A 22,198-nucleotide genomic window follows, 5' to 3' on the forward strand; every position below is an offset into this window, starting at 1 on the left:
CAACAGTCAAAGATGAAATGAACGGACAAATGACCATCACCAAGGCCGAGGAGCACGCGGACCTCGCCGACCTGCCGGAACCTGACGCCAAAGCCGGCGTCGTCGATCCGCCGGAACCTGACGCGAAAGCCGGTGTCGTCGATCTGCTGGAACGCAGCGGATCGGTCATCGTTCCCGTCGGCATCGCCCTCTACGCACTGCTCTACCTCGGCATCCAGCAGGTCTACGGGATCTTCAACATCAGCCCCGAGCAGGCCGGCATCGACCAGGCCACCATGTTCGGCCGCCTGGTGGGGACGCTGATCCTGCTCGTCATCGGCGGCGCGCTGATCGCGGGCGTCGCCGTGGCAGCCGTCTGGCTGCTCGACAAGGCCACCCTCGGCCACCTGTCCCGCCTGATCCAGGCCCTACGCGAGCGCCCGTGGGCCGCCGCGGCCCTCGGCGCGCTCTGGTGCGGGGCGAGCTACTGGGGCTTCCTCGGCTACCTCGGGCTGGGCGAGGGCGCGTCGCTGGCCGCAACCGTGATCACCGCGGCGGTGATCGGCGCCCTGTCCTTCCTCGTGCCGTTCCGGCTGCTGCGCCGGCGTCCGTCCGGCCGCGCGGGCATGAAGATCGTGGTGGCCGCGTTCACCGGCATCGGGCTGGGCTTCGCGCTGATGGGACAGATGGAGAGCGACGCGATCGCCGTCGCGGAGAAGGGCAGGCCCGCGAGCCTGCTCCTGTCCATGGTGGGATTCCAGGACCAGTGGGTGGTGCTCAACGACCGCGAAAGCGGCAAGGTGCTGCGCGGCGGCGCCCAGGTGCTGCTGCTCGGCGAACGCGAGGGCACGTACGCGTTGTACGACTGCGAGCGCCAGGAGACCTTCCGCATCTCCATGGAGGCGACCGTGCTGCGGCAGGTGACGCTCGAACCCGAACGGCCGGACGGATACAGCTGCATGAAGCAGGCCGGCTGACCTCGACGCGCGCTCCCGGGCCGGGAGCGCGCCTCCCCGCTCAGGCCGTGCCCGACACCCCCTGAGGCTCCCTAACGACCGCCGATCGGGATCTCGAACCAGACCGCCTTGCCTTCGCGGGTCGGGCGGGAGCCCCAGCGCCGGGCCAGCTGGTCGACGAGGTAGAGGCCGCGCCCGCCCTCGTCGTTCTCCCCCGCGCTGCGGATCCGGGGCAGGCGGAGATCCTGGTCGAAGACCTCGACCCAGACGGACTCCGCGCCCCTGCGCAGCCGCAGGGTGAACTCCTTGTCGCCGGTGATCTCCTCCTCGAAGCCCGGCACGTCCCACGACTCGTCGAACGGCAGCGGCGGCCCGTCGAGCACCAGCTCGCGGCGCGGCACGCTGGCGCTGGCGGCGTGCAGGACCACGTTGGTGACGACCTCCGAGACGAGCAGGCAGGCCAGCTCCGCGCGTTCCTCAGGCACCTGCCACCCGTCGAAGGCCTCGGACGCCATCCGCCGCGCCTCACTCACCATGATCGGCTGGGCGGGGAACGTCCGCTCCTGCGACTGCAGCTCCGTACCGGCCGCGCGGACGACGAGGATGGCCATGTCGTCGTCGATCTCGCCGGGGACGGCGACCGTGGCCAGGTCGGCGATGCGCTCGACCGACTCCCCCGACGCCTTGGCCAGCTTCTCGCGAAGGATGCCGAGCGCCTCGTCGTCGTCGGGCGCGCTTGTGGAGGAGTCGCGTGGCGGCCTGCGGTCGACCAGGCCGTCGGTGTAGAGGAGGAGGGTCGCGCCCGGAGGCAGGACTATCGTCTCCTCCTTGTAGACCAGGTCGGCGTGCACGCCCTTGGCCCGCACGCCCAGGGGCTGGCCGACCTCGTTGATCTCCAGGTCCTTGACCTCGCCGTCCACCATCAGCAGCGGCGGCGCATGGCCCGCGTTGGCGAACGACAACTGCCTCGACCACGCGTCGTACACCATGTATTGGCAGGTGACGATCGGCGGGTTGGTGATGTCGGCGCCGAAGTCGTCATGCTCCGGCGAGGCCACCACCCGGGTCCACTCGTCCAGGCGGGCGAGGATGTCTGCAGGCGACTTGTCGTCCTGCGCGAAGGCCCGCAACGCGGCCCTGAGCTGGCCCATGACCGCCGCCGCCTTGGCCCCTCGGCCCTCGACGTCGCCGATCACGATGCCGACCCGGCCGGCCGACAGCGGGATCACGTCGTACCAGTCGCCGCCCACCTGGGTCTGGATGCCCTGGCCGTGCGAGGCAAGCGGCGCCGCTGGGTAGTAGCGGACGGCGATCTCCAGGCCGTCCAGCGTGGGCAACTGGCGCGGGAGCAGATGCTTCTGGAACGACTCGGCGGTGTGCCGCTCCTCCTCGAACAGCAGCGCGTTGTCGACGGCGAGCGCGACACGGGTGGCGATGGCGCCGACGAAGTCGCGGTCGAAGGTGTCGTAGTGGGGCGAGTGCCGGCTCGTGAGGTTCGACATGGCGAGGCACATCAGCCCGAGCGTCTCGCCGCGCACGCAGAGCGGGGCGACGATGACCGAGGTCATCCCGAGCTCGCCGCACAGCCGGGCCGCGCCCTCGCTCGGAGCCGGGTAGCTGACCTGGGAGAAGTCCTCGATCAGGATCGTCTCCTGGCGGCGCAGCGCGGCCTCGGCGTAGTGCCCCAGCGGGTATCTGATGTCCGCGCCCACCGGGCGCCACGTGTCCGGCGGCGGCGCCCAGCCGTTCACGTGGCTGGAGACCTTCCGCACCAGACGGTCGCCCTCGACGAGTTCGATGAAGCAGTGGTCGGCGAACTGCGGGACGAGCATCTCGGCGACCCGGTCGAGCGTCTCCTCGACGTACAGGGAACTGGCGAGGCGCTCGCCGACCCGCTCGAGCAGGCCGAAGCGGTCCTTCTCGCGCTCGTTGCTGCGCATCGCCTCGCGCGCGGTGATCACGATGCCGGCCACCGAGCCTGAGGGGTGCCGCAGCGGCACGGCCTGCGCGCGCACGTAGATCATCGTGCCGTCGGCGCGGGCCACGTCGAACGTGCCCTCCCAGACGTTGCCGCGCAGCACGTGCTTGGCCAGTTCGGCCGCGATCGGATGGTCCTTCTCCGGGATCCCGAGGGTGAGCAGCGACTCCTTGCCGGTGGGCGCGCCCACCCGGCCGAACAGCTGCTCGGCGAAGGGATTCCAGTACAGGACGTTGCTGAAGCGGTCCGTCACGACCACGGCCATCTCCGCCTGGTCGAGGACGGATCCGGCGGAAAGGTGGTCGTCGGCGTCCTGTGACAGATCTCCCCATCGCCTCATGCCACGACCGTCCCTTGACGAGGTGGGTTCGCTATGCCGGGCACGGGCGCTCCTGCGAAGGCTGGGTCGCGAGAAATGAATGACTCCCTAGGGGATTCAACCAGGCACAACTCATTCCGTCATCGTCTGGTGACAAAAACGTGCGAGGCGACGTCCCTCGGAAGATCCGCGGTCGTGGTCCCCACCTCACCATCACCTGTCACCGTCACACCGTTGTCGCTGGCCGCGAGCGTGACCTCGCGTCCGGGTTGTATCCCGACTTGCTTGAGTTTAAGCATCAGGACCGGGTCGCTTTGCACTTGTTCGCTGATGCGGCGCACTACAACGGGCACGGGAGCCTGTCCCGCGAGGGTCACCATGGGCGACACCATCTCTTCTCCGGTCGAACCGGGCGGCGACACGCCGAGCTCGTCGAGGCCGGGGATCGGGTTGCCGTGCGGGCACACCCGGGGGTTCTTCAGCAGGTTCACGAGCCGGGTCTCGACCGACTCCGACATCACGTGCTCCCACCGGCACGCCTCGATGTGGACCTCCTCCCACGGCATGCCGATCACCTGGGTCAGCAGGCACTCCGCGAGGCGGTGCTTGCGCATGACCCGGATGGCGAGCGTGCGGCCCAGCTCGGTCATGCTGAGGTGCCTGTCTCCCTCAACCTTGACCAGGCCGTCGCGTTCCATGCGGGCCACTGTCTGGCTGACGGTCGGGCCGCTCTGCTGCAGGCGCTCTGCGATGCGCGCGCGGAGCGGGACGATGCCCTCCTCTTCGAGTTCGAAGATCGTGCGAAGGTACATCTCAGTCGTATCGATCAGGCCGTGTGCGGTCAAAGCTCCTCCAGTGCCACAACGATGCTACGACCTCCCCCGTGTTCGCAGCCGACCCTATTGGGGAAGCGACCCAGGATGGGAAACATCGGAGCGCAGCGATTCCTTCCGGAGGAAACCAGCCTGCCCGCTCTGAGGGAGGCCGCGCGGCACTGCGAGGGCTGCGATCTCTACCGCGCCGCCACCCAGACGGTTTTCGGCGAAGGCGTCCCCGATGCGCGTTTCATGCTGGTCGGCGAGGAGCCGGGCGACCAGGAGGACCGCGCCGGCACGCCGTTCGTCGGGCCGGCGGGGCGCCTGCTCGACAAGGCGCTCGAGGAGGCCGGCGTCGAGCGCGAGGCGGTGTACGTGACCAACGCGGTCAAGCACTTCAAATACGAGCCGCGCGGCAAACGCCGGATACACAGGACGCCCACCGTGGGAGAGATCAACGCCTGCCGGCCCTGGCTTGAGGCCGAGATGAGCCTGGTGGACCCGGAGGTGACCGTGGTGCTGGGGGCGACCGCCGCCAGGGCCCTGCTGGGCCCGGACTTCCGCGTCACCAGGCACAGGGGAGAGCCGGTCCCCCGGCGCGAGGGCGCCTTCTACGTGGCGACGATCCACCCCTCGGCGATCCTGCGCTCACCCGACAGGGACGAGGCCTACTCCGGCTTCCTCACCGATCTCCGGGTCGCGGCCGGGCTGCTCTGATCGTCATGGGGCCAGCCGCTCCAGCCGCCACGTCCCGCCGGTCCGCCGGTAGCGGAGCCGGTCGTGCATGCGGTCGGTCTGGCCCTGCCAGAACTCCACCTCCGCGGGCACCACCCGGAAGCCGCCCCAGAAGTCGGGCAGCGGCGGGTCCTGCGGCCAGCGGGCGGCCAGTTCCCGGAACCTGGCGTCGAGCCACTCCCTCGACTCCACGACCGCCGACTGCCGGGAGGCCCACGCGCCGATGCGGGAGCCGTACGGGCGAGAGTGGAAGTAGGCGGCGCTTTCCTCGCGCGGGAGCCGTACGACGGAGCCCTCCACCCGGATCTGCCGCCTGATGGGATGCCACGGGAACAACAGACAGGCACGCGGGTTCTCCGCGAGGTCGCGGCCCTTGCGAGACTCGTAGTTGGTGAAGAAGACGAAACCACGCTCGTCGAATTCCTTGAGGAGGACGGTGCGTGCGGAGGGACGGCCCCCGGCGGAACTGGTGGCGACGACCATGGCGTTCGGCTCCGGCAGGCCCGCGGCGACGGCGTCCGCGAACCACAGCGCGAACTGCGTCACCGGGTCGGCCGCCATACCGGATTCGAGCAGGGGCTCACCTTCGTAACTGTGCCGGAGCCCCGGGAGGTGCGATGCGCTGTCCACGGAAAGGTATTCTCGCGTGTTCGGCGTACGTCTCACTCGGTGCCCCCCACCAGGGGGAACTCCGTTCGGCAGGGCCGGGGGCGCGACAGTCCGGCGCTGCGGGTTAAATTGACCCGCCGGTATCTCGACATCAAGGCTCTGGACTTCACAAGAGAGGGAGGCGGCCGAGAATGTCCGACTTCAAACCCGGGCTCGAAGGCGTGGTGGCGTTCGAGACCGAGATCGCGGAACCGGACAAAGAAGGGGGCGCCCTGCGTTATCGGGGCGTCGACATCGAAGAGCTCGTAGGCAACGTCTCCTATGGACACGTCTGGGGCCTGCTCGTCGACAACTCGTTCCAGCCGGGTCTTCCCCCGGCGGAGCCGTACCCCGTTCCCGTCCATTCCGGCGACATCCGAGTAGACGTACAGAGTGCGCTGGCCATGCTGGCGCCCACCTACGGCTTCAGGCCGCTGCTCGACATCGACGACGACCAGGCCCGCGACGATCTCGCACGCGCCTCGGTCACCGCGTTGTCGTTCGTCGCGCAGTCTGCCCGCGGCCTGGGACTGCCCATGGTGCCGCAGAAGCGCGTGGACGAGGCCGAGAGCATCGTCGAGCGCTTCATGGTCCGCTGGCGCGGTGAGCCCGATCCGAAGCACGTGAAGGCCATCGACGCGTACTGGACGTCCGCGGCGGAGCACGGCATGAACGCCTCGACGTTCACCGCCCGTGTGATCGCCTCCACCGGCGCCGACGTGGCGGCCGCCCTGTCGGGCGCGGTCGGCGCGATGTCCGGCCCGCTGCACGGCGGCGCGCCGGCGCGGGTGCTGCACATGATCGAGGGCGTCGAGAAGATGGGCGACGCGCGCAAGTACGTCCAGAGCGAGCTGGACAAGGGCCAGCGGCTCATGGGCTTCGGCCACCGGGTCTACCGGGCCGAGGACCCGCGCGCCCGCGTGCTGCGGCGTACGGCCAAGGAGCTCGGCGCGCCGCGCTACGAGGTCGCCGCCGCGCTGGAGACCGCCGCGCTGGAGGAGTTGCACGCCCGCAAGCCCGACCGGGTCCTCGCGACCAACGTGGAGTATTGGGCCGCGGTCGTGCTCGACTTCGCCGACGTGCCGTCGAACATGTTCACCTCGATGTTCACCTGCGCCAGGACCGCCGGCTGGGCCGCCCACATCCTGGAGCAGAAGCGCACGGGCAGGCTGGTCCGCCCCAGCGCGAACTACGTGGGCCCGAAGCAGCGCTCGATCAACGAGGTGCCCGGCGCGTCCGAGGTCGTCGGCAAGGTCTGAGCCCCCGCGTGGGTCAGGCCCAGCGGCGCGCAGAACGCTCCGAGACGCCGCCGGGCCACCCCGCGTACATAGAACGGCCCGTCCCCGCCCGGGGGCGGGCCTTCGCCGTCTCAGGACGCCCTGTCCGGCGTCGCGGCGTCACCGGCCGGGGCCCGCGGCCTCCTCGCGCGTGCTCGCGGACGCGACCGGACCCACCGGCGGGTTCACCGGCGGGTTCACCGGCGGCCGCGCGGAAGGCGCCGCCACCGGGGCGTTCGTGGCCGTGCGCTCCCCCGCGTCCCCGTCGAGGTCGCGGCAGATCTCCCTGGTGTCCTGTGGCTCGGTGGTCGCCAGGCGCCCGCAGCGCACCGCGACCTCGGAGCCGCCCGAGTCGTTCACTCTCAGGATCGCTATGGCCTTGTCCTCGGGCTCGTGGGCGGCGGCGCCGAAGGAGATCACCCCGCTCGACCCGTTCCACCTGTCGCGCGGGGAGACGAGGGAGATCTGGTAGAGCACGTCTCCCCTGCTGGGCAGACCTCCCCGATAGGCCGCGTTGACGCGCTCGTAGAAGAGCTTGGCGGCGTCGTAGCTGAGGATGAGGTTGTCGTCCGACTCGTTCGGGTGTTTCGGGTCGCGGGCGTCCAGGAGGCTCTGCACGAAACCCGTCGGCGTCGCCGCTCCGCCGCGCCACAGCTCGCGGCTCGCCAGCGCCGCGTAGTAGACCCGCACCCGCCGGTAGTCGCCGATCACCGCGCCGCTGTTGGCCACCGCCTTGATGACGTCGTCGCCCGCGAGGACCTTGATCGGCGCCCTGCCGCAGTCCTTGCCCTCCACGTAGCGGAGGAAGTCGAGGAAGTCGGCCGCGCGCCCCGCGTAGAGCAGCAGGTCGGGCCCCTGGGCGCAGGCCCGGCTCACCGCCAGGTCCATGCCCGTCCCCCGGTCCTTGTACGCGACGCGGTCGCCGACCGTGATGCCCACCGCGCCCGCCTCCTCCGCGTAGTCGTCGGCGAGGTTGTTCGTGTAGTCGTCGTCGTCCGTCTGGTCCTGCACGATCACCGCGGACGGCCTGTCCACGCCGTCGAGAAGCCGGTCGTGGGCGAACCGGGCGGCCAGCCGCGCCTGCCGCTGGTTCGACGGCCCCAGGCGGAACACGTACGGGGAGGGGTAGCCGGGCCCGGAGCCGCCGGCGCCGTCCGGCAGGTAGCCCAGCCGGTCGGCGGTCGCGGTGGTGACGAGCATCGGGATCTTCGCCTCGTGCAGCGTCCCGATGGCCTCCTTGACGCCGCGCACGCTGCGCTGGAAGCCGATCACCCCGAGGACGCGGGGGTCCTCCGCCGCCATCTCGCTGACCAGCTCCGCCGTGCGCCGCCCCTGCTGGAAGTTAGTGCCGGCGTTGGCCACGAGCACCTGGAGGCGGGGCGCGCCCGACACGCCGCGCTGGTACTCCTCCACGGCCGTCAGCTCAGCCCTGGCCCCCACGAACGCGCTGTCGTTCCGGTCCTGCGCGACGGAGTACTCGCCGAAAAGCACCACGCTCACGTACGTCCCCGCCTCCCTGGCCAGGGCGTTGTTGTGGTCGATCCTCGCGACGAGCTCGGTGATCTCCTTCGACGAGAAGAGCCCGCCGGGGGCGGGCCCGTCGGCGTTCACGACGCCGACGCACTCCCCGCCGGTGCGCTCGACCCAGGACAGGCCGCCGCAGTGCGCGTTCCTGTCCTGCTGGATGCGTCCGAGCAGGACGACCGGGCCGATGAGCAGCAACGCCATCACGCACCAGTAGCCGATCGCCCGCATCCTGCTGCCCAGCAGGCGCGGGCGGTAGTCGTCGTCCGGGGGCGTCGCGGGCGCCCTGACCATCAGCCGCAGCGGCGGCACCCGCCGCCGGGCGGCCGTACGCCACGTCGTCACCAGGGCGGGCAGGTCCGCCAGCGGCCCCGCGGTGACCGGCCTGCTGCCCGGCGCGAACGACTCGGGCACCGCGGCGAGCACCAGGAGCGGCGGCAGCAGCCCGGTCTCCTCGACCGTCTCCTCCAGGGTGCGCAGGAACCGCTCGTTGACGTCGCCGGACCACCGCGCGTCGAGGACCAGCATCGCGTAGAGACCGCGGCCCCAGCTCGGCCAGGGGATGAGCCACTTCTGGTACGCCTGGCGCAGGTCCTGGCACAGCGCGTGGACGAGCAGCCGCTCGACCTCCGCGTCGCTCGCGCCGGCGATGCGCAGCGCGTACTTCGGCAGACGTTCGAAGCGCTTCCTTGTCAGGTACGGCTGTTTCCCGAACCAGCCGTTGAAGAAGGACCCCCTGATCGACAGCATGGCCTGGATCGCCGTGCCGATGACGGCGACGAGCACACCGAGCGCCCACGGGATCAGGCCGACCAGGTCGGAGGAGCCGCCGAGCCACCAGGCGGCGAGCGTGCCCACCGGCACCCAGGTGGTGGCCGCCCGGCCGAGGAAGTCCGCCGCGGTCCTGCGCCCCCGGTCCCCGCCGTACCTGCCCCGGCGCCAGTCCTTGAGCCGGTCCTTGAACTCCTCCTGGCCCGTACGCGACCGGGGGTCGGGCGGCCAGGCCACGCCGGGCGACGGCTCGTCGCGCTGACGCCGCGCCCACAACACGAACTGGACCAGCGGAAACCGCGGCGGAGGCAGGAACGAGCCGCCGACGGGCTTGCCGAGCTGGCCGTGTTCCCCCGCCAACGCCGCGACGAGCTCGTCCAGCGTGTCGTGCTCCCCTGCCCTGACCGTGGCGTGCGGAAGGGAGTCCTCGAAGGGCGCGGCGAGCCGCCGGGCCGCGTCGAAGGGGCCGCCGTCGCGGCCGACGACCAGGACGAGGGGCAGGGCACGATCGGGCCGCCAGAAGAACGGTCTGCGGACCAGTGCCTCGATGACGGCGTGCGGGTCGGCCACGCGGATGTCTCCCGGGGGGGCGGAGTCCATTCCTGAGGTGGTGCGTGATCTTAAAACGACCATGATGTCTCACGATCCGGACCATGGTCTAGAGCATTCGCACGCCTCACTACGCTTGAACTGTGGCTGACATCGTGATTCCCGCTGACATCAAGCCCGCCGACGGCCGTTTCGGCTGCGGGCCCTCGAAGGTACGCCCCGAGCAGCTCGCCGCTCTCGCCGACGCCGGAGCGAAGGTCATGGGCACCTCCCACCGGCAGAAGCCGGTGAAGAACCTCGTCGCGCGCGTCCGCGCCGGGCTCGGCGACCTGTTCTCCCTTCCCGAGGGGTACGAGGTCGTGCTCGGCAACGGCGGCACCACGGCGTTCTGGGACATCGCCTCCTTCGGGCTGATCCGGGAGAAGTCGCAGCACCTGCACTTCGGGGAGTTCTCCTCGAAGTTCGCGACCGTCGCGAAGAAGGCGCCCTGGCTCGCCGACCCCTCGGTGATCAAGTCGGAGCCGGGCAGCCACCCGCTGCCGGTCGCCGAGGAGGGCGTGGACGTCTACGCGCTCACCCACAACGAGACCTCCACCGGCGTCGCGATGCCGATCAAGCGCGTCGCCGACGACGAGTCGCTCGTCCTGGTCGACGCCACCAGCGGCGCGGGCGGCCTGCCGGTCTCCGCCGAGGAGTTCGACGTCTACTACTTCGCTCCGCAGAAGAGCTTCGCCTCCGACGGCGGCCTGTGGATCGGGCTGTTCTCGCCCAAGGCGCTGGCCCGGGTGACGGAGATCGCCGAGAGCGGCCGGTTCGTCCCCGAGTTCTTCAGCCTGCCCACCGCCATCGACAACTCGGTCAAGGACCAGACGTACAACACGCCGGCGGTGGCCACGCTGTTCCTGCTGGCCGACCAGATCGACTGGATGAACGCCCAGGGCGGCCTCGCCTGGACCACCGCCCGTACGGCCGAGTCCGCCTCGCGCCTGTACACCTGGGCCGACAAGACGTCGTACACCTCGCCGTTCGTGGCCGACCCTGCACAGCGCTCCAACGTCGTCGGGACCATCGACTTCGACGACGCGGTGGACGCGGCGGCGGTCGCGAAGGTGCTGCGGGCCAACGGCATCGTGGACACCGAGCCCTACCGCAAGCTCGGCCGCAACCAGCTGCGGGTCGCCATGTTCCCGGCGATCGACCCCGCCGACATCGAGGCGCTGACCTCCTGCGTCGACTACGTGGTCGAGCGTCTCTGACGGTCCTCACGGCGGCCGCCTTCCCGGCGGCCGCCCCTTCTCGCCGACGGTCTCCTGGCCGTCGGCTTTTCTTTTCCACCGGCCCCGGGGTAGCGCCCGGACTGTAACCCCCGGGTCCTGAGCCCGCTCCTCAGTAGGCCCGTCGGCGTCGTAGCAGCCAGGCGGCGATCACTCCGCCGATGAGGCCGAACAGGTGGCCCTGCCAGGAGACGCCCGGCTGGGTGGGCAGGGCTCCCCACAGGATCGAGTAGTAGAGCACGGCGACCACGACGCCGAGGACGATGTCGAGGGCCCGGCGATCGAACAACCCCCGGGCCACGACATAGCCGAAATATCCGAAGACGAGGCCGCTCGCGCCGATCGTCAGGGTGTCCGGCGGGCTGGTGAACCACACGCCCACCCCGCTGACGAGGATGATGACCAGGCTCGCCGCGAGGAACCTGCCGATCCCCCGGATCGCGGCCAGGAACCCCAGGATCAGCAGCGGCAGCGAGTTCGCCATCAGGTGAGCGAACCCGGCGTGCAGGAACGGCGCGAACAGGATGCCGGGCAGGCCGTCCGGCTCGTGGGCGACGATGCCGTACCTGTCGAGCCGTCCGTTCTGCATGTAGTCGACGATCTCGATGGCCCACATCACCGCGACGAGCACGATCATCAGGATCGCGCTGCCGAGGGCGCCGGTGAGCAGCGCGGACGTCCGCTGCCGCATCGACCGGCCCGTAGCCGGGGGCAGCCCGGGCCCGGAATCACTCATGGCTTCACCGTACGCAGTCCCGCTCACGAACGAGCGGACTGCCCGGATCCGGGGTGATTATGCGAACCGGCTTGCCGCATGGGGAGAGCGGGCTGTATTAATAAATGAACAGTCATTTATGAAAGGCGGAGGCCGTGGCGGGACGCCCTCGGGGAGTGGACGACTCGGTGATCCTGCGCGCGGCGGCCGAGGTGATCGGCAAGGTGGGTCCCGCCGGGCTCACCCTCGCCGCCGTCGCCGACGAGGTGGGGCTGGTGCCCGGCACCCTCGTGCAGCGGTTCGGGTCCAAGCGAGGGCTGCTGGTGGCGCTGGCGAGGCGGTCCGCGCACGAGGCGGAGGCGCACCACGAGCGGCCGCGGCAGGGACGCCCCTCCCCGCTGGAGGCGCTGCGGGCGCTGGCCGAGGAGTCGATGGCCCTCATGGACACCCCGGAGCGCTTCGCCAACCACCTGGCGTTCCTGTGCATGGACCTCATCGATCCCGAACTGCACGAGTACGCCCTGTCCGTCCACGAGGCGCAGCGAAGGGCGATCGTGGCCCTGCTGGAGGAGGCGGTGGCCGAGGGAGAGTTGCGCGCCGGCACCGACACCGTCGCCCTGGCCGGGTCCGTCCAGGCGCTGATCGCCGGCACCGGCCTGACGTGGGCTCTCGACCGGCAGGGCACGCTGCCGGAGCGGCTCCGGCGGGCGCTCACCGGCCTCCTCTCGCCGCACACCCCTTCGAAGGAGATGTCGTGACAGACGGACAGCCGCTCGCCGGGAAGGTCGCCCTCGTGGCCGGAGGCACGCGGGGCGGCGGACGCGGCATCGCCGTCGAACTCGGGGCCGCGGGCGCCACGGTCTACGTCACCGGCCGCAGCAGCGCGGCCGGCCGCTCCGACCTGGACCGCCCGGAGACCATCGAGGAGACGGCGGCACGGGTCACCGCCGCCGGCGGCGCGGGCATCCCCGTGCGCACCGACCACAGCGACCCCGGCGAGGTGCGCGCCCTGGTCGACCGGATCGCCGCCGAGCAGGACGGGCGGCTGGACGTCCTGGTCAACTCGGTGTGGGGCGGCGACGCCCTGACCGACTGGGAGCATCCGCTGTGGGAGCAGGACCTCGACACCGGCCTGCGGCTGCTGCGCCGGGCGGTGGAGACGCACATCGTCACCAGCCGGTTCGCGCTCCCGCTGATGGTCGCCCGCCGCAGCGGTCTGGTCGTCGAGGTCACCGACGGCAACACCGCCCGGTATCGCGGCTCGTTCTTCTACGACATCGCCAAGTCCACCGTCATCCGCCTCGCCGTCGCCCAGGCCGCGGAGCTGAAGCCGTACGGTGTGGCGGCGGTCGCCGTCACCCCGGGTTTCCTGCGGTCGGAGGCGATGCTGGAGCACTTCGGCGTCACGGAGGACACCTGGCGGGACGCGGTGGCTCAGGACCCCCACTTCGCCCACTCGGAGACGCCGGTTTACCTGGGCCGGGCGGTGGCCGCCCTGGCCGCCGACCCCGGCGTGATGGCCAAGACCGGACGCGCCCTGGCCACCTGGGGGCTGTACCAGGAGTACGGCTTCACCGACGCGGACGGCGCCCAACCGGACTTCGCCGCGCACTGGGCGAACGCCCTGGAGGCCGAGCACGGCCCGCTCGGCGACCCGCTCTGACGCCTCGCTCGCGCCCGCGGGAGGCGAGAGCGAGGCCGCCGGGCACCTCGTGACGGGCGCAGTCGTCCGCCGACCTTGTCAGAGCCTAGGCGTGGCGGTCGGATTGGTGGACGGCGTGACGGACGGCGTAGCGGTCGGATTGCCGGACGGCGTGACGCTCGGCGTGGCGGACGGCGTAGCGGTCGGATTGGTGGACGGCGTGACGGACGGCGTAGCGGTCGGATTGGTGGACGGCCAGGCGACGACCTCGGGCACGCTGGTCGCCATCAGCCTGGCCTCGGCGCTGACCCGGACAGGGTCGCTACCGGTGTAGGTGCGGCATGTGAGAACCACAGGGCCGGGCGCGCCCAGCGTCGCGGTGACGAAATAGGCGATTGAAATGGTCGACACCGGTTCGTCGATGGCGGACTGCTGCGGCCTGGCGGAAGTGACGCCCGTGGGCGTACTGACCTCACACTCGACGGTGAATCCCGTGCTGGCGGCGGCACGATGATTCCGGGCGCTGACACCGACCTGGATGGCGTAGTTTCCCGCGGGGACCTGGGGGATCCGCACGAGTTCCTGTGACGTCCCGTCGTGATCGAAGGTGTTGTCGTGGTAGGCGATGTAGGTCTGCCCGTACGCGGCGCCCGGCTCGCCCTTGTCGCCCTTCGGGCCCTGGGGTCCGGTCTGGCCCTGGAGCCCTTGCGGACCGGTCTCTCCCTTGGCCCCCTGGGGTCCGGCCGGCCCGACGGGGCCCTGAGGTCCGGCGGTGTTCCAGGAGACGGTCCGGTACTCGACGGGACACGTGCCGGCGGAGACCGGCGCGGCGACCTGCGCGTCCGCAGTACGGCCCTGGACCGACTCCTCCAGCGCCTGGGGCATCCGCATGACGCCGTCGGGGCCCACGCAGGCCACGATGGACGATGTCGTCGTCGTAGCCACGGCGATTCCCCCGCCGCCCACGAGTAGCCCCGCCGCCGCCCCCACCGCCAGCCAGGCACTACGGCCAGTTCGTACCCTCATCATCGTTCCCTCAAGTTTGTGATCTTCCTGGGGGAACATAGATGAGCGGGACGGGAGGGCACGTCATCATCACGGCGGACAAGCCGTCCGCCATCCGGGTTAGGACGCGCGTCCCAGCCGGACACAGACACTGTTCCGAGTCGGAACGGCGACGCTTACGACCCCCGGACACGACTTGGGGCGCCCCAGCGCGGAGCGCCCCAAGTAGGCACTGCGCGGAGCGCCCCGAGCGGATCAGCGGCGGAGGGTTACTCGCCCTTCCAGACGGGGGCGCGCTTCTCGGCGAAGGCCGCCGCGCCCTCCATCGCGTCCTTCGAGGTGAAGACCGGGCCCACGATCTCGCCCTGCCTGCGGAACATCTCCTCGCGCGACCAGTCGGCCGACTCGACGATGACCCGCTTGGTCGCGGCGAGCGCCAGCGGCGCGTTCGCGGCGATCGTGCGGGCCAGTTCGAGCGCGCCGTTGAGCGCCTCGCCGGCGTAGGTGACCCGGTTGACCAGTCCCAGCTCGTACAGCCTGGCCGCCGGGTAGTGGTCGCCGGTGAGGGCGATCTCCATGGCGACGTGGTACGGAATGCGGCGCGGCAGCCGCATGACGCCGCCCGCGCCGGCCACCAGGCCGCGCTTGGGCTCAGGCAGGCCGAACTTCGCCTCCTCGGACGCGACGATGATGTCGCAGGACAGCGCGAGCTCGAAGCCGCCCGCCAGCGCGTAGCCCTCGACCGCCGCGATGATCGGCTTCTTCGGCGGCGCCTCGGTGATGCCGCCGAACCCCCGGCCCTCGGCCACCGGCATGTCCCCGGTGAGGAAGCCTTTCAGGTCCATGCCTGCCGAGAACGTGCCGCCGGCCCCGGTGAGGACGATCACGGACACGTCGGGACTGTCGTCCAGCTCGTCCAGGGCGGCCGCGATCCCGCGCGCCACCGCGCCGTTGACGGCGTTCCTGGCCCTGGGCCGGTTGATGGTGACGACGGCCACGCCGCCGTCGACGATCTCTACGAGCACCTCGTCCGGCTCGGCCGCCGGCCCGGAGTTGACCTCGGACACCTGACCTCACCGGCTCACTTGGGCTGGAAGCGAATGCCACCGTCGAAACGGATGACCTCGCCGTTCATGTAGTCGTTCTCGATCAGGGCGCGGACCAGGTGGCCGAACTCGGACGCCTTGCCGAGCCGCTTCGGGAACGCCACCGGCCCGATGAGCTTGGCCTTGAAGTCCTCGGCGTTCTTGTCACCGATCTTCCCGTAGATCGGGGTGTCGATGATGCCCGGCGCGATGGTCAGCACGCGGACGCCGACGGCGGCGAGGTCGCGGGCCGCGGGCAGGGTCATGCCGATGATGCCGCCCTTCGACGCCGAGTAGGCGACCTGGCCCGTCTGGCCCTCGATGCCCGCGACCGACGCGGTGTTGACGACGACGCCGCGGGAGCCGTCCTCGTCGACCGGCTCGGTCCTGGCCATGGCGGCGGCGCCGATGCGCATGAGGTTGAACGTGCCGATCAGGTTGACGTCGATCACCTTGCGGTAGGACGCCAGGTCGTGCGGGGAGCCGTCCCTGCCGACGGTGCGCTGCGCCCAGCCGATGCCGGCGCTGCTGATCACGGCCCGCAACGGCTTGCCGGTGGCGACCGCCGCGTCGACCGCGGCCTGCACCGACGCCTCGTCGGCCACGTCGGTGTGGACGAACACACCGCCGAGCTCGTCGGCCAGCGCCTTGCCGCGCTCATCGTTCAGGTCGGCCACGACCACGGTCGCGCCGACGCGGGCCAACTCCCGGGCCGTGGCCTCGCCGAGGCCGCTGGCACCACCCGAGATGATTGCTGCTGCTCCGTTCAGATCCATAGCCGGACCTTAACGCGCGAACCGAATGAAGTTCTACTCGGACTGCTGCAAAATCGCCGTATCGACGTCGGGGTAGACCTTAATCCGCCGGTCCAGCCCGGTCGTGCGCAGGATGCGGGCCACCGGAGGCTGCGGCGAGGCGAGAGACACCGTGCCGCCCTCGCCGGTGGCCAGCCTCCACGCCTCGATCAGCACGCTCAGCCCGCTGGAGTCCATGAACGACAGCTGGCCGAGGTCGAGCACGAGGGTCGGGCCGTCGTCACGTATGGCGTCGCGTATCTCGTCACGCAGGAACGGAGCCGTGAACAGGTCGAGCTCCCCCTCCACTGCCACGACCACGGCATTGGAGAGCGATTGGCGCGCGAGCCGCAGCTTCATCGTCGGGACCTCCTCAGCTCCGGCCCACTTTACTTATCCATCACCCCGGCTGAGCAGGGACGGCGAACCCGTAGGGAAGTTCGAGCCGGTGCGCGGCGAGCAGACTCTCGTCGGCGAGCAGCTCCCGCGTCGGCCCGTCGGCGGCGATCACCCCCTCGGACATGATGAGCGAACGCTCGCACAGCTCCAGCGCGTACGGCAGATCATGGGTGACCATCAGCACCGTCACGTCCAGGCTCTTGAGGATCTCGGCCAGCTCACGGCGGGACGCCGGGTCGAGGTTGGACGACGGCTCGTCGAGCACGAGGATCTCCGGCTCCATCGCCAGCACGGTCGCCACGGCCACCCGGCGGCGCTGGCCGAAGGACAGGTGGTGGGGCGGCCGGTCGATCGCGTCCAGCATGCCGACCCGGTCCAGCGCGCCACGCACGCGGCGGTCGAGCTCCGCGCCGCGCAGCCCGAGGTTGGCCGGGCCGAACGCGACGTCCTCGCGCACGGTCGGCATGAACAGCTGGTCGTCCGGATCCTGGAACACCAGCCCGACCCGGCGGCGGATCTCCCGCAGGGTGTCCGCGCGCACCGGAAGCCCGGCCACCTCCACCGTCCCGTGGCCCGGGGTGAGGATGCCGTTGAGGTGCATGACGAGCGTCGTCTTGCCCGCGCCGTTCGGGCCGAGCAGGGCGACCCGCTGCCCCCGCCCGATCGTCAGGTCCACGCCGTACAACGCCTGCGTCCCGTCGGGATAGGCGTACGCGAGCCTGCTCACGGTGAGAGAAGGGCTGCCGGAGGTCACGTCGTGCTCCACGCCAGTAGGGCCGTCGCCACGGCGAGACACGGAAGCATGCCCGCCATTGCCCAGTTTCGCCCAGTTGCCGATATATCCCTAATCGTCGGCATCTCGCCCGTGTAGCCCCGGCTCAGCATCGCGAGGTGGACCCGCTCCCCCCGCTCGTACGAGCGGATGAACAGGGCGCCCGCCGACTTCGCCAGCACGGGGGCCTGCCGGAGGTCCCGCGCGAGGAAGCCCCGAGACTCCCTGGCGATCCGCATGCGCCGCATCTGGTCGAGGATCACGTCGAGATAGCGCAGCATGAAGGTGGCGATCTGCACGAGCAGCCGGGGCAGCCGCAGCCGTTCCGCGCCGAGCAGCATCATCCGGGGCTCAGTCGTGGCCGCCAGCAGGATCGAGGCGACCACGCCCAGCGTGGCCTTGGCCAGGATGTTCCACGCGGCCCACAGGCCGGGGACGCTCAGCGACAGGCCGAGCACCTCGACCCGCTCGCCCGTGCCGATCAGCGGGATCGCCACGGCGAACAGCACGAACGGCACCTCGATGACCATGCGCCGCGCGATCACCCCGGCGGGCACCCTGGCGACCGCCGCCACGGCGGCCAGCAGCAGCGCGTAGACGGCGAACGCCCAGAAGGTCTCGCGTGGGGTGGCGACCACGACCACCGCGAACGCGATGACCGCCACCAGCTTGCACTGCGGCGGCAGCCCGTGGACGGGTGTGTCCGCGGGCCGGTAGATCGGGTGATGGTGACCGGCGCTCACTTCGCACTCACAGAGCCATCATCGCCGAACCGCGCCGGCCGCCCGCGCCCAGGGCGCTCGCGGCCGGCTCGACGGGGTCGCCGGACCCGGCGGGATCGCGCGTCGTCCTGACCAGGCCTCGGCGTGCTCACCATGCCCTCACTGCGCGTTCGCGGGGGTCATCCCGTCGGTCAGGCGACGCCGGCGGCGGACGGCGTAGAACACGCCGCCTCCGGCCGCGACGGTCAGCGCGACGCCCGCCACACCGGCCAGGCCGCCGGACAGCCGCTCGTTCTCCACGCCCTTGACGGAGTAGTCGGCCAGGGGGCCCTCCTCCACCGCGTGCGGCTTCTCCCCCGCGCTCAGGCCCTTGTCCGCCGCCACCTTCTCCAGCCCGTCGGGGGAGCTGGAGGCGTAGAACGAGACGACACCGGCCATCAGCACGGCCACGAGCCCTCCGCCCACGAGGACGGTGCGCAGGCCGATCCCGGCCGAGGGAGCCTCGGGGGCCGTCTGCCCCACCTGCACGTCCCCGTCGGGGGTGCGCAGCGTCAGCGCCCTGGCCATCCCCCGCGCGCCGTACACGAGGTCGGGGCGCACGGCCAGCACGCTGCTGACGGTGAGCGCGGTGATGAAGCCCTCGCCGAGGCCGATGAGCAGGTGCACGCCGCCCATCGCGGCGGCCACCGATCCCAGCTCGATGGGCGCGGTGCCGCCGAGCCAGAACAGGCCAGTGAACACGAGCGCCGACGCCGGGACGGACAGCAGCGCCGCCACGAACGACGCGGCCACCAGCGTGGCCCGCCCGCGCGGCGCGCCCCGGACGATCAGCCGGAACACCGCCCAGCCGACGACCACGGTCACGATCGCCATCAGCGTGATGTTGACGCCCAGCGCGGTCAGGCCGCCGTCGGCGAAGAAGAACGCCTGGACGATCAGTACGACCGCGACGCACAAGACGGCGGTGTACGGCCCGACGAGTATCGCCGCCAGCGCCCCGCCCAGCAGGTGGCCGCTGGTGCCCGCCGCGACGGGGAAGTTGAGCATCTGCGCCGCGAAGACGAACGCCGCCACCAGGCCGGCCATCGGGGCCGTGCGGTCGTCGAGCTCCCGTTTGGCGCCCCGCAGGCACACGGCCACCCCGGCGGCCGCGATGACCCCGGCACCAAGCGACACGGGGACATCAAAGAACCCATCGGGCACGTGCACGGCTATAACCCCCTCGTAACGGACGAATCCCCTCCCACTTTAGAGCAGTGAGTTGTAGTTGCAAATGATTCGCAATAATGCCGCCGCAGGGCCCTGACCATCCGTCTGGCCACGGTCAACGGCGTGGCCACCCGCACCGACACGCTGAGCCGCCGGTTGACCGCCGTGGCGTACGGCCGGACGGTCCACTGCGCGGGCACCCACCGCGAAGAGCCCCGCCGGTCCAGCGGCGCAGGGCCGCGCCACCACCGCGCAGGTGGGGCGAGCGCGTCCGCGTCGGCGACCTTGACGGGAAAGCGCACCGAAGGGCCGCCGAGGTCGAGTTCGAGATAGGCGTCCCACGTGCCGGGCGGCAGGGCGGCCGTCTCCGCCGCGAACCCCCGCGGCCCGGAGGCCACGGCCCGCTCCCGGTGCTCGCGCCCCGACGTCCGCTCGCGCCAGATCAGGTGCCGTACGGCCGCGGCGGCGGCCTCGTCGCCCACTGTCGCCCTGCCCTCCACCCGCAGCCGCCTGCCCCGCCACCCCGCCCGCGTCAGCCGTACGGCCGCGGGGACCCGCACGACGTGTCCTCCGACGTCGAGGCCGAGATGGCCGTGCGACCGGGTCAGGAAGGGAACCGCGACGACACCGCCCACCAGGTGGGCGGCCGGAACTCCGGCGCCGTCGTCGCGGCGCGAGCCGAGGCGGACCGGCCTGCGCGCGCCCTCGCACTCGACGACGACGTGGACGTCCCACACTCCCCGTGGCAGCGCGGCCACGTCGACCACGGCCGTGAACGACCCGGCGGCTCCGGTCCCGCCGCGGGTCACGCGGGGCTCTCGCTCCGCACGCGACAGGCGTTCGCGGAGCACCAGGCCCACGGTGGCGTCCTGCGCGGGGACGTCCAGACCGGCCAGGGCGGCCCAACCCTCGATCACCAGATGGTCGCCCCGCCACTCGACGCCGGTCAGCCGGTGCCGCAGCGGCGCGGCCTCGACGCGCGCGAGCCGCAGGAGCCGGTCGGGGTCGTCGAGCGCGGCGACGCGGGCGGCGTCCACGCCGTCGAGACCGGCACGCACGCCGGGCGTCATCCACTGTCCGCAGATGTCGGCGACCTCGACGGCGATCTTCTCGCGGTGGGCCTCGCACGCGGCCAGGAACGGCGTCCCGAGTTGCGCGAGGACGTCGCGGCGCAGGTGCCGCAGGAGCAGCCGGTCGCGCAGCGCGCCGGGCGGCACGTGCCGCGCCATGACCTCGATGGGCGTGCGGACCACGCGCAGCCAGCCGAGCGGGTCCCGCGCGGACGCGTCGCCCCCGCCCTCGGCGTGGTAGCAGTCCTGGTCGGCGACCACGGAGATGACCTGGGCGTGGCAGTACGCGTGGACGGCGAAGGTCATGTCCTCGCCGCGTCGCTGCGTCTCGTCGAAGCGGACGGCGTGCCGGTCGAGGAAGTCCCGGCGGAACAGCTTGAAGCAGGATAGATCGTCATAGACGGCGGTTAAGGAGGCCCTGTCGGCGCTGTCGCGCAGGCCCTGGCGGGCGCCGGCGATCCTCCCCACCACGACGTCGGCGCCGGTCCTGTCGGCCGTGGCGACCAGGCGGGCCAGCGCGTCGGGGGCGAGGTGGTCCCCGGCGTCGCAGAAGAAGACGTACCGCCCCGCCGCCCGTTCGAGGCCGCGGTTGCGCGCGCCGCCTGGCGTGCCCGGCTGGGCGTCCCTGATCACGGTGATCAGCCGGGGATGGTGCGCGGCGTAAAGGTCGAGGAGCGCCGGGGTCCCGTCCCGCGAGCCGCCGTCGATCACGACGATCTCCTTGGCGACCCGCTGCACGAGCAGCGAGGTGAGGCAACGGTCGAGTGACGCCCGGCGGTTGTACGCCGGGACGACGACGCTGACGTCGATCCCCCGATCGGCGCGCTGGCCACTCCCCGTATCCATCGCGCTTCATTATGTGCCGACGACCCGCGCGAAGGTCGCCTCCGCCGCGCCGGGCGCGTCGCATCGCGCCAGGTCCGCCGCATGCCGAGGCGGTGGCGAGGCCCGGGGAAGGATCCATGGAACCGGACACACGAGGAGGGACCGTCATGAGCGAGACCATCGCGGGGGTCGCCGTTCCCGATTCGACGCTCGCCACGGAGGCGACCGAGCTGGTGCGCGAGGCGGCGCCCGATCTGCTCTATCACCACTCACGCCGCGTGTTCCTGTTCGGCTCGCTGCGAGGCCGGCGGCTCGGGCTGCGGGCCGATCCCGAGTTGCTCTACGTCGGGGCGATGTTCCACGATCTCGGGCTCACCGAGCGATACCGGCGTACGGACCAGCGTTTCGAGATCGACGGCGCGGACGAGGCCCGGCGGTTCCTGTCCTCCCACGGCGTGCCGGAGCACGACGTCCGCAAGGTGTGGGAGGGCATCGCCCTGCACACCACGCCGGAGATCCCCTACCGGCTGGAGCCGGAGGTGGCCCTGGTGACCGCCGGCGTGGAGGCCGACGTTCTCGGCCTCGGGCACGCCGACCTGGCCCCCGAGGACATCGCCGAGGTCGTGGCCGCCCATCCTCGCCCCGACTTCAAGCGGCGAATCCTGGCGGCGTTCACCGAGGGGTTCAAGGACCGGCCGGACACCACGTTCGGCACCGTCAACGCCGACGTGCTGGAGCACTTCGTGCCCGGGTTCCGGCGCATCGACTTCGTGGAGGTGATCCAGGACTCCGCCTGGCCCGAGTAATCGGCCCACTATCGATCTTGTTCCCGGTACGGCATAGTTTGTCCATGTCGTCCCCGGTGTGAAGGCAGGTCGTTGTGAGTCAGGAACTCAGCCACGAGCGGTTCGAGGCCCTCAAGCGCGATTTCGACGCGATCGACGACGACGGCGACGGCTTCATCACCGAGGCGGAACTGCTGTCGCACTTCCCCGGCCTGCCGCCGGAGGCGATCGGCGCGCTCGACCGGGACGCCGACGTGGACGCCGACGGCCGGTTCTCGCTGGAGGAGTTCATCAGGCTGGCCGGCGCCCGCGACTGACGCGCCGAGCGCACAGCCTCCCGCCGGTGGCGG

21 protein-coding genes are annotated in these 22,198 nt (G+C 71.3%); 8 read left to right on the top strand and 13 right to left on the bottom strand.

Annotation, left to right across the window (positions count from 1 at the left end):
• Positions 1-29 precede the first annotated feature (29 nt).
• The gene (locus HHX31_RS31925; protein WP_169953236.1) at positions 30-956 is read left to right on the top strand and encodes a hypothetical protein; all 927 of its coding nucleotides are present in this window, start codon (positions 30-32) and stop codon (positions 954-956) included.
• A gap of 71 nt (positions 957-1,027) precedes the next feature.
• On the opposite strand, the gene HHX31_RS31930 is transcribed toward HHX31_RS31925, so the two are convergent.
• Both HHX31_RS31930 and HHX31_RS31935 read right to left on the bottom strand, forming a co-directional pair.
• Positions 1,028-3,253, bottom strand: a complete 2,226-nt coding sequence (locus tag HHX31_RS31930) for a SpoIIE family protein phosphatase (RefSeq protein ID WP_169953238.1) — start codon at positions 3,251-3,253, stop codon at positions 1,028-1,030.
• A 119-nt stretch (positions 3,254-3,372) separates the two neighbouring features.
• Complete coding sequence (locus tag HHX31_RS31935) at positions 3,373-4,077, bottom strand: metal-dependent transcriptional regulator (RefSeq protein WP_169953241.1); 705 nt, start codon at positions 4,075-4,077, stop codon at positions 3,373-3,375.
• Between the two features lie 75 nt (positions 4,078-4,152).
• Here HHX31_RS31935 and HHX31_RS31940 point away from each other — a divergent pair, with 75 nt between their 5' ends.
• The gene (locus HHX31_RS31940) at positions 4,153-4,764 is read left to right on the top strand and encodes a UdgX family uracil-DNA binding protein (RefSeq protein ID WP_169953243.1); all 612 of its coding nucleotides are present in this window, start codon (positions 4,153-4,155) and stop codon (positions 4,762-4,764) included.
• 3 nt (positions 4,765-4,767) lie between these two features.
• Here the strand turns inward: HHX31_RS31940 and pdxH are convergent, their stop codons facing one another.
• Positions 4,768-5,412 (bottom strand): pyridoxamine 5'-phosphate oxidase, encoded by a 645-nt coding sequence (gene pdxH / locus HHX31_RS31945; RefSeq protein ID WP_169953245.1) that lies wholly within the window; start codon positions 5,410-5,412, stop codon positions 4,768-4,770.
• A 170-nt stretch (positions 5,413-5,582) separates the two neighbouring features.
• Between pdxH and HHX31_RS31950 the strand changes: the two genes are divergently transcribed.
• The gene (locus HHX31_RS31950) at positions 5,583-6,689 is read left to right on the top strand and encodes a citrate synthase 2 (protein ID WP_169953247.1); all 1,107 of its coding nucleotides are present in this window, start codon (positions 5,583-5,585) and stop codon (positions 6,687-6,689) included.
• A 138-nt stretch (positions 6,690-6,827) separates the two neighbouring features.
• Here HHX31_RS31950 and HHX31_RS31955 read toward each other — a convergent pair whose 3' ends face one another.
• The gene (locus HHX31_RS31955; protein ID WP_169953249.1) at positions 6,828-9,602 is read right to left on the bottom strand and encodes an ABC transporter substrate-binding protein; all 2,775 of its coding nucleotides are present in this window, start codon (positions 9,600-9,602) and stop codon (positions 6,828-6,830) included.
• Between the two features lie 92 nt (positions 9,603-9,694).
• On the opposite strand from HHX31_RS31955, the gene serC reads away from it, so the two are divergent.
• Entirely contained in the window at positions 9,695-10,807 is a 1,113-nt protein-coding gene (gene serC / locus HHX31_RS31960; RefSeq protein ID WP_169953251.1) for a phosphoserine transaminase, read from the top strand.
• 130 nt (positions 10,808-10,937) lie between these two features.
• Here serC and HHX31_RS31965 read toward each other — a convergent pair whose 3' ends face one another.
• Positions 10,938-11,561 (bottom strand): rhomboid family intramembrane serine protease, encoded by a 624-nt coding sequence (locus HHX31_RS31965; RefSeq protein WP_169953253.1) that lies wholly within the window; start codon positions 11,559-11,561, stop codon positions 10,938-10,940.
• Between the two features lie 134 nt (positions 11,562-11,695).
• Between HHX31_RS31965 and HHX31_RS31970 the strand changes: the two genes are divergently transcribed.
• On the top strand, positions 11,696-12,298 hold the full coding sequence (locus HHX31_RS31970) for a TetR/AcrR family transcriptional regulator (RefSeq protein WP_169953255.1): 603 nt from the start codon (positions 11,696-11,698) through the stop codon (positions 12,296-12,298).
• Positions 12,295-13,203, top strand: coding sequence for an SDR family oxidoreductase (locus HHX31_RS31975; protein WP_169953257.1), 909 nt, complete (start codon positions 12,295-12,297; stop codon positions 13,201-13,203). The genes HHX31_RS31970 and HHX31_RS31975 overlap by 4 nt, the downstream gene beginning before the upstream one ends.
• A 78-nt stretch (positions 13,204-13,281) precedes the next feature.
• On the opposite strand, the gene HHX31_RS33910 is transcribed toward HHX31_RS31975, so the two are convergent.
• The 8 genes from HHX31_RS33910 to HHX31_RS32015 form a co-directional block, all read right to left on the bottom strand.
• Positions 13,282-14,127 (bottom strand): hypothetical protein, encoded by an 846-nt coding sequence (locus HHX31_RS33910; RefSeq protein WP_211590614.1) that lies wholly within the window; start codon positions 14,125-14,127, stop codon positions 13,282-13,284.
• A gap of 329 nt (positions 14,128-14,456) precedes the next feature.
• Entirely contained in the window at positions 14,457-15,254 is a 798-nt protein-coding gene (locus tag HHX31_RS31985) for a crotonase/enoyl-CoA hydratase family protein (RefSeq protein WP_311932444.1), read from the bottom strand.
• Between the two features lie 14 nt (positions 15,255-15,268).
• Positions 15,269-16,048: an SDR family NAD(P)-dependent oxidoreductase gene (locus tag HHX31_RS31990; protein ID WP_169953259.1), complete on the bottom strand. Its 780-nt coding sequence runs from the start codon at positions 16,046-16,048 to the stop codon at positions 15,269-15,271.
• A gap of 33 nt (positions 16,049-16,081) precedes the next feature.
• The gene (locus tag HHX31_RS31995) at positions 16,082-16,426 is read right to left on the bottom strand and encodes an STAS domain-containing protein (protein WP_169953261.1); all 345 of its coding nucleotides are present in this window, start codon (positions 16,424-16,426) and stop codon (positions 16,082-16,084) included.
• Positions 16,427-16,466: 40 nt separating this feature from the next.
• On the bottom strand, positions 16,467-17,231 hold the full coding sequence (locus tag HHX31_RS32000; RefSeq protein WP_169953264.1) for an energy-coupling factor ABC transporter ATP-binding protein: 765 nt from the start codon (positions 17,229-17,231) through the stop codon (positions 16,467-16,469).
• On the bottom strand, positions 17,216-17,980 hold the full coding sequence (gene cbiQ / locus HHX31_RS32005) for a cobalt ECF transporter T component CbiQ (protein ID WP_169953266.1): 765 nt from the start codon (positions 17,978-17,980) through the stop codon (positions 17,216-17,218). The genes HHX31_RS32000 and cbiQ overlap by 16 nt, the downstream gene beginning before the upstream one ends.
• 138 nt (positions 17,981-18,118) lie before the next feature.
• Complete coding sequence (locus HHX31_RS35880; RefSeq protein ID WP_169953268.1) at positions 18,119-19,168, bottom strand: energy-coupling factor ABC transporter permease; 1,050 nt, start codon at positions 19,166-19,168, stop codon at positions 18,119-18,121.
• A 2-nt stretch (positions 19,169-19,170) separates the two neighbouring features.
• Positions 19,171-21,084: a glycosyltransferase family 2 protein gene (locus HHX31_RS32015; protein ID WP_169953270.1), complete on the bottom strand. Its 1,914-nt coding sequence runs from the start codon at positions 21,082-21,084 to the stop codon at positions 19,171-19,173.
• A 146-nt stretch (positions 21,085-21,230) separates the two neighbouring features.
• Between HHX31_RS32015 and HHX31_RS32020 the strand changes: the two genes are divergently transcribed.
• Positions 21,231-21,869 carry an HD domain-containing protein gene (locus tag HHX31_RS32020; RefSeq protein WP_169953272.1) on the top strand — a complete coding sequence of 213 codons (639 nt, stop codon included), beginning with the start codon at positions 21,231-21,233 and terminating at the stop codon, positions 21,867-21,869.
• Positions 21,870-21,943: 74 nt separating this feature from the next.
• On the top strand, positions 21,944-22,165 hold the full coding sequence (locus HHX31_RS32025; protein ID WP_169953274.1) for an EF-hand domain-containing protein: 222 nt from the start codon (positions 21,944-21,946) through the stop codon (positions 22,163-22,165).
• Positions 22,166-22,198: the final 33 nt, after the last annotated feature.

Origin of the sequence: Microbispora sp. H11081 (genome assembly GCF_012999535.1) — a bacterium.
Taxonomy (GTDB): domain Bacteria; phylum Actinomycetota; class Actinomycetes; order Streptosporangiales; family Streptosporangiaceae; genus Microbispora.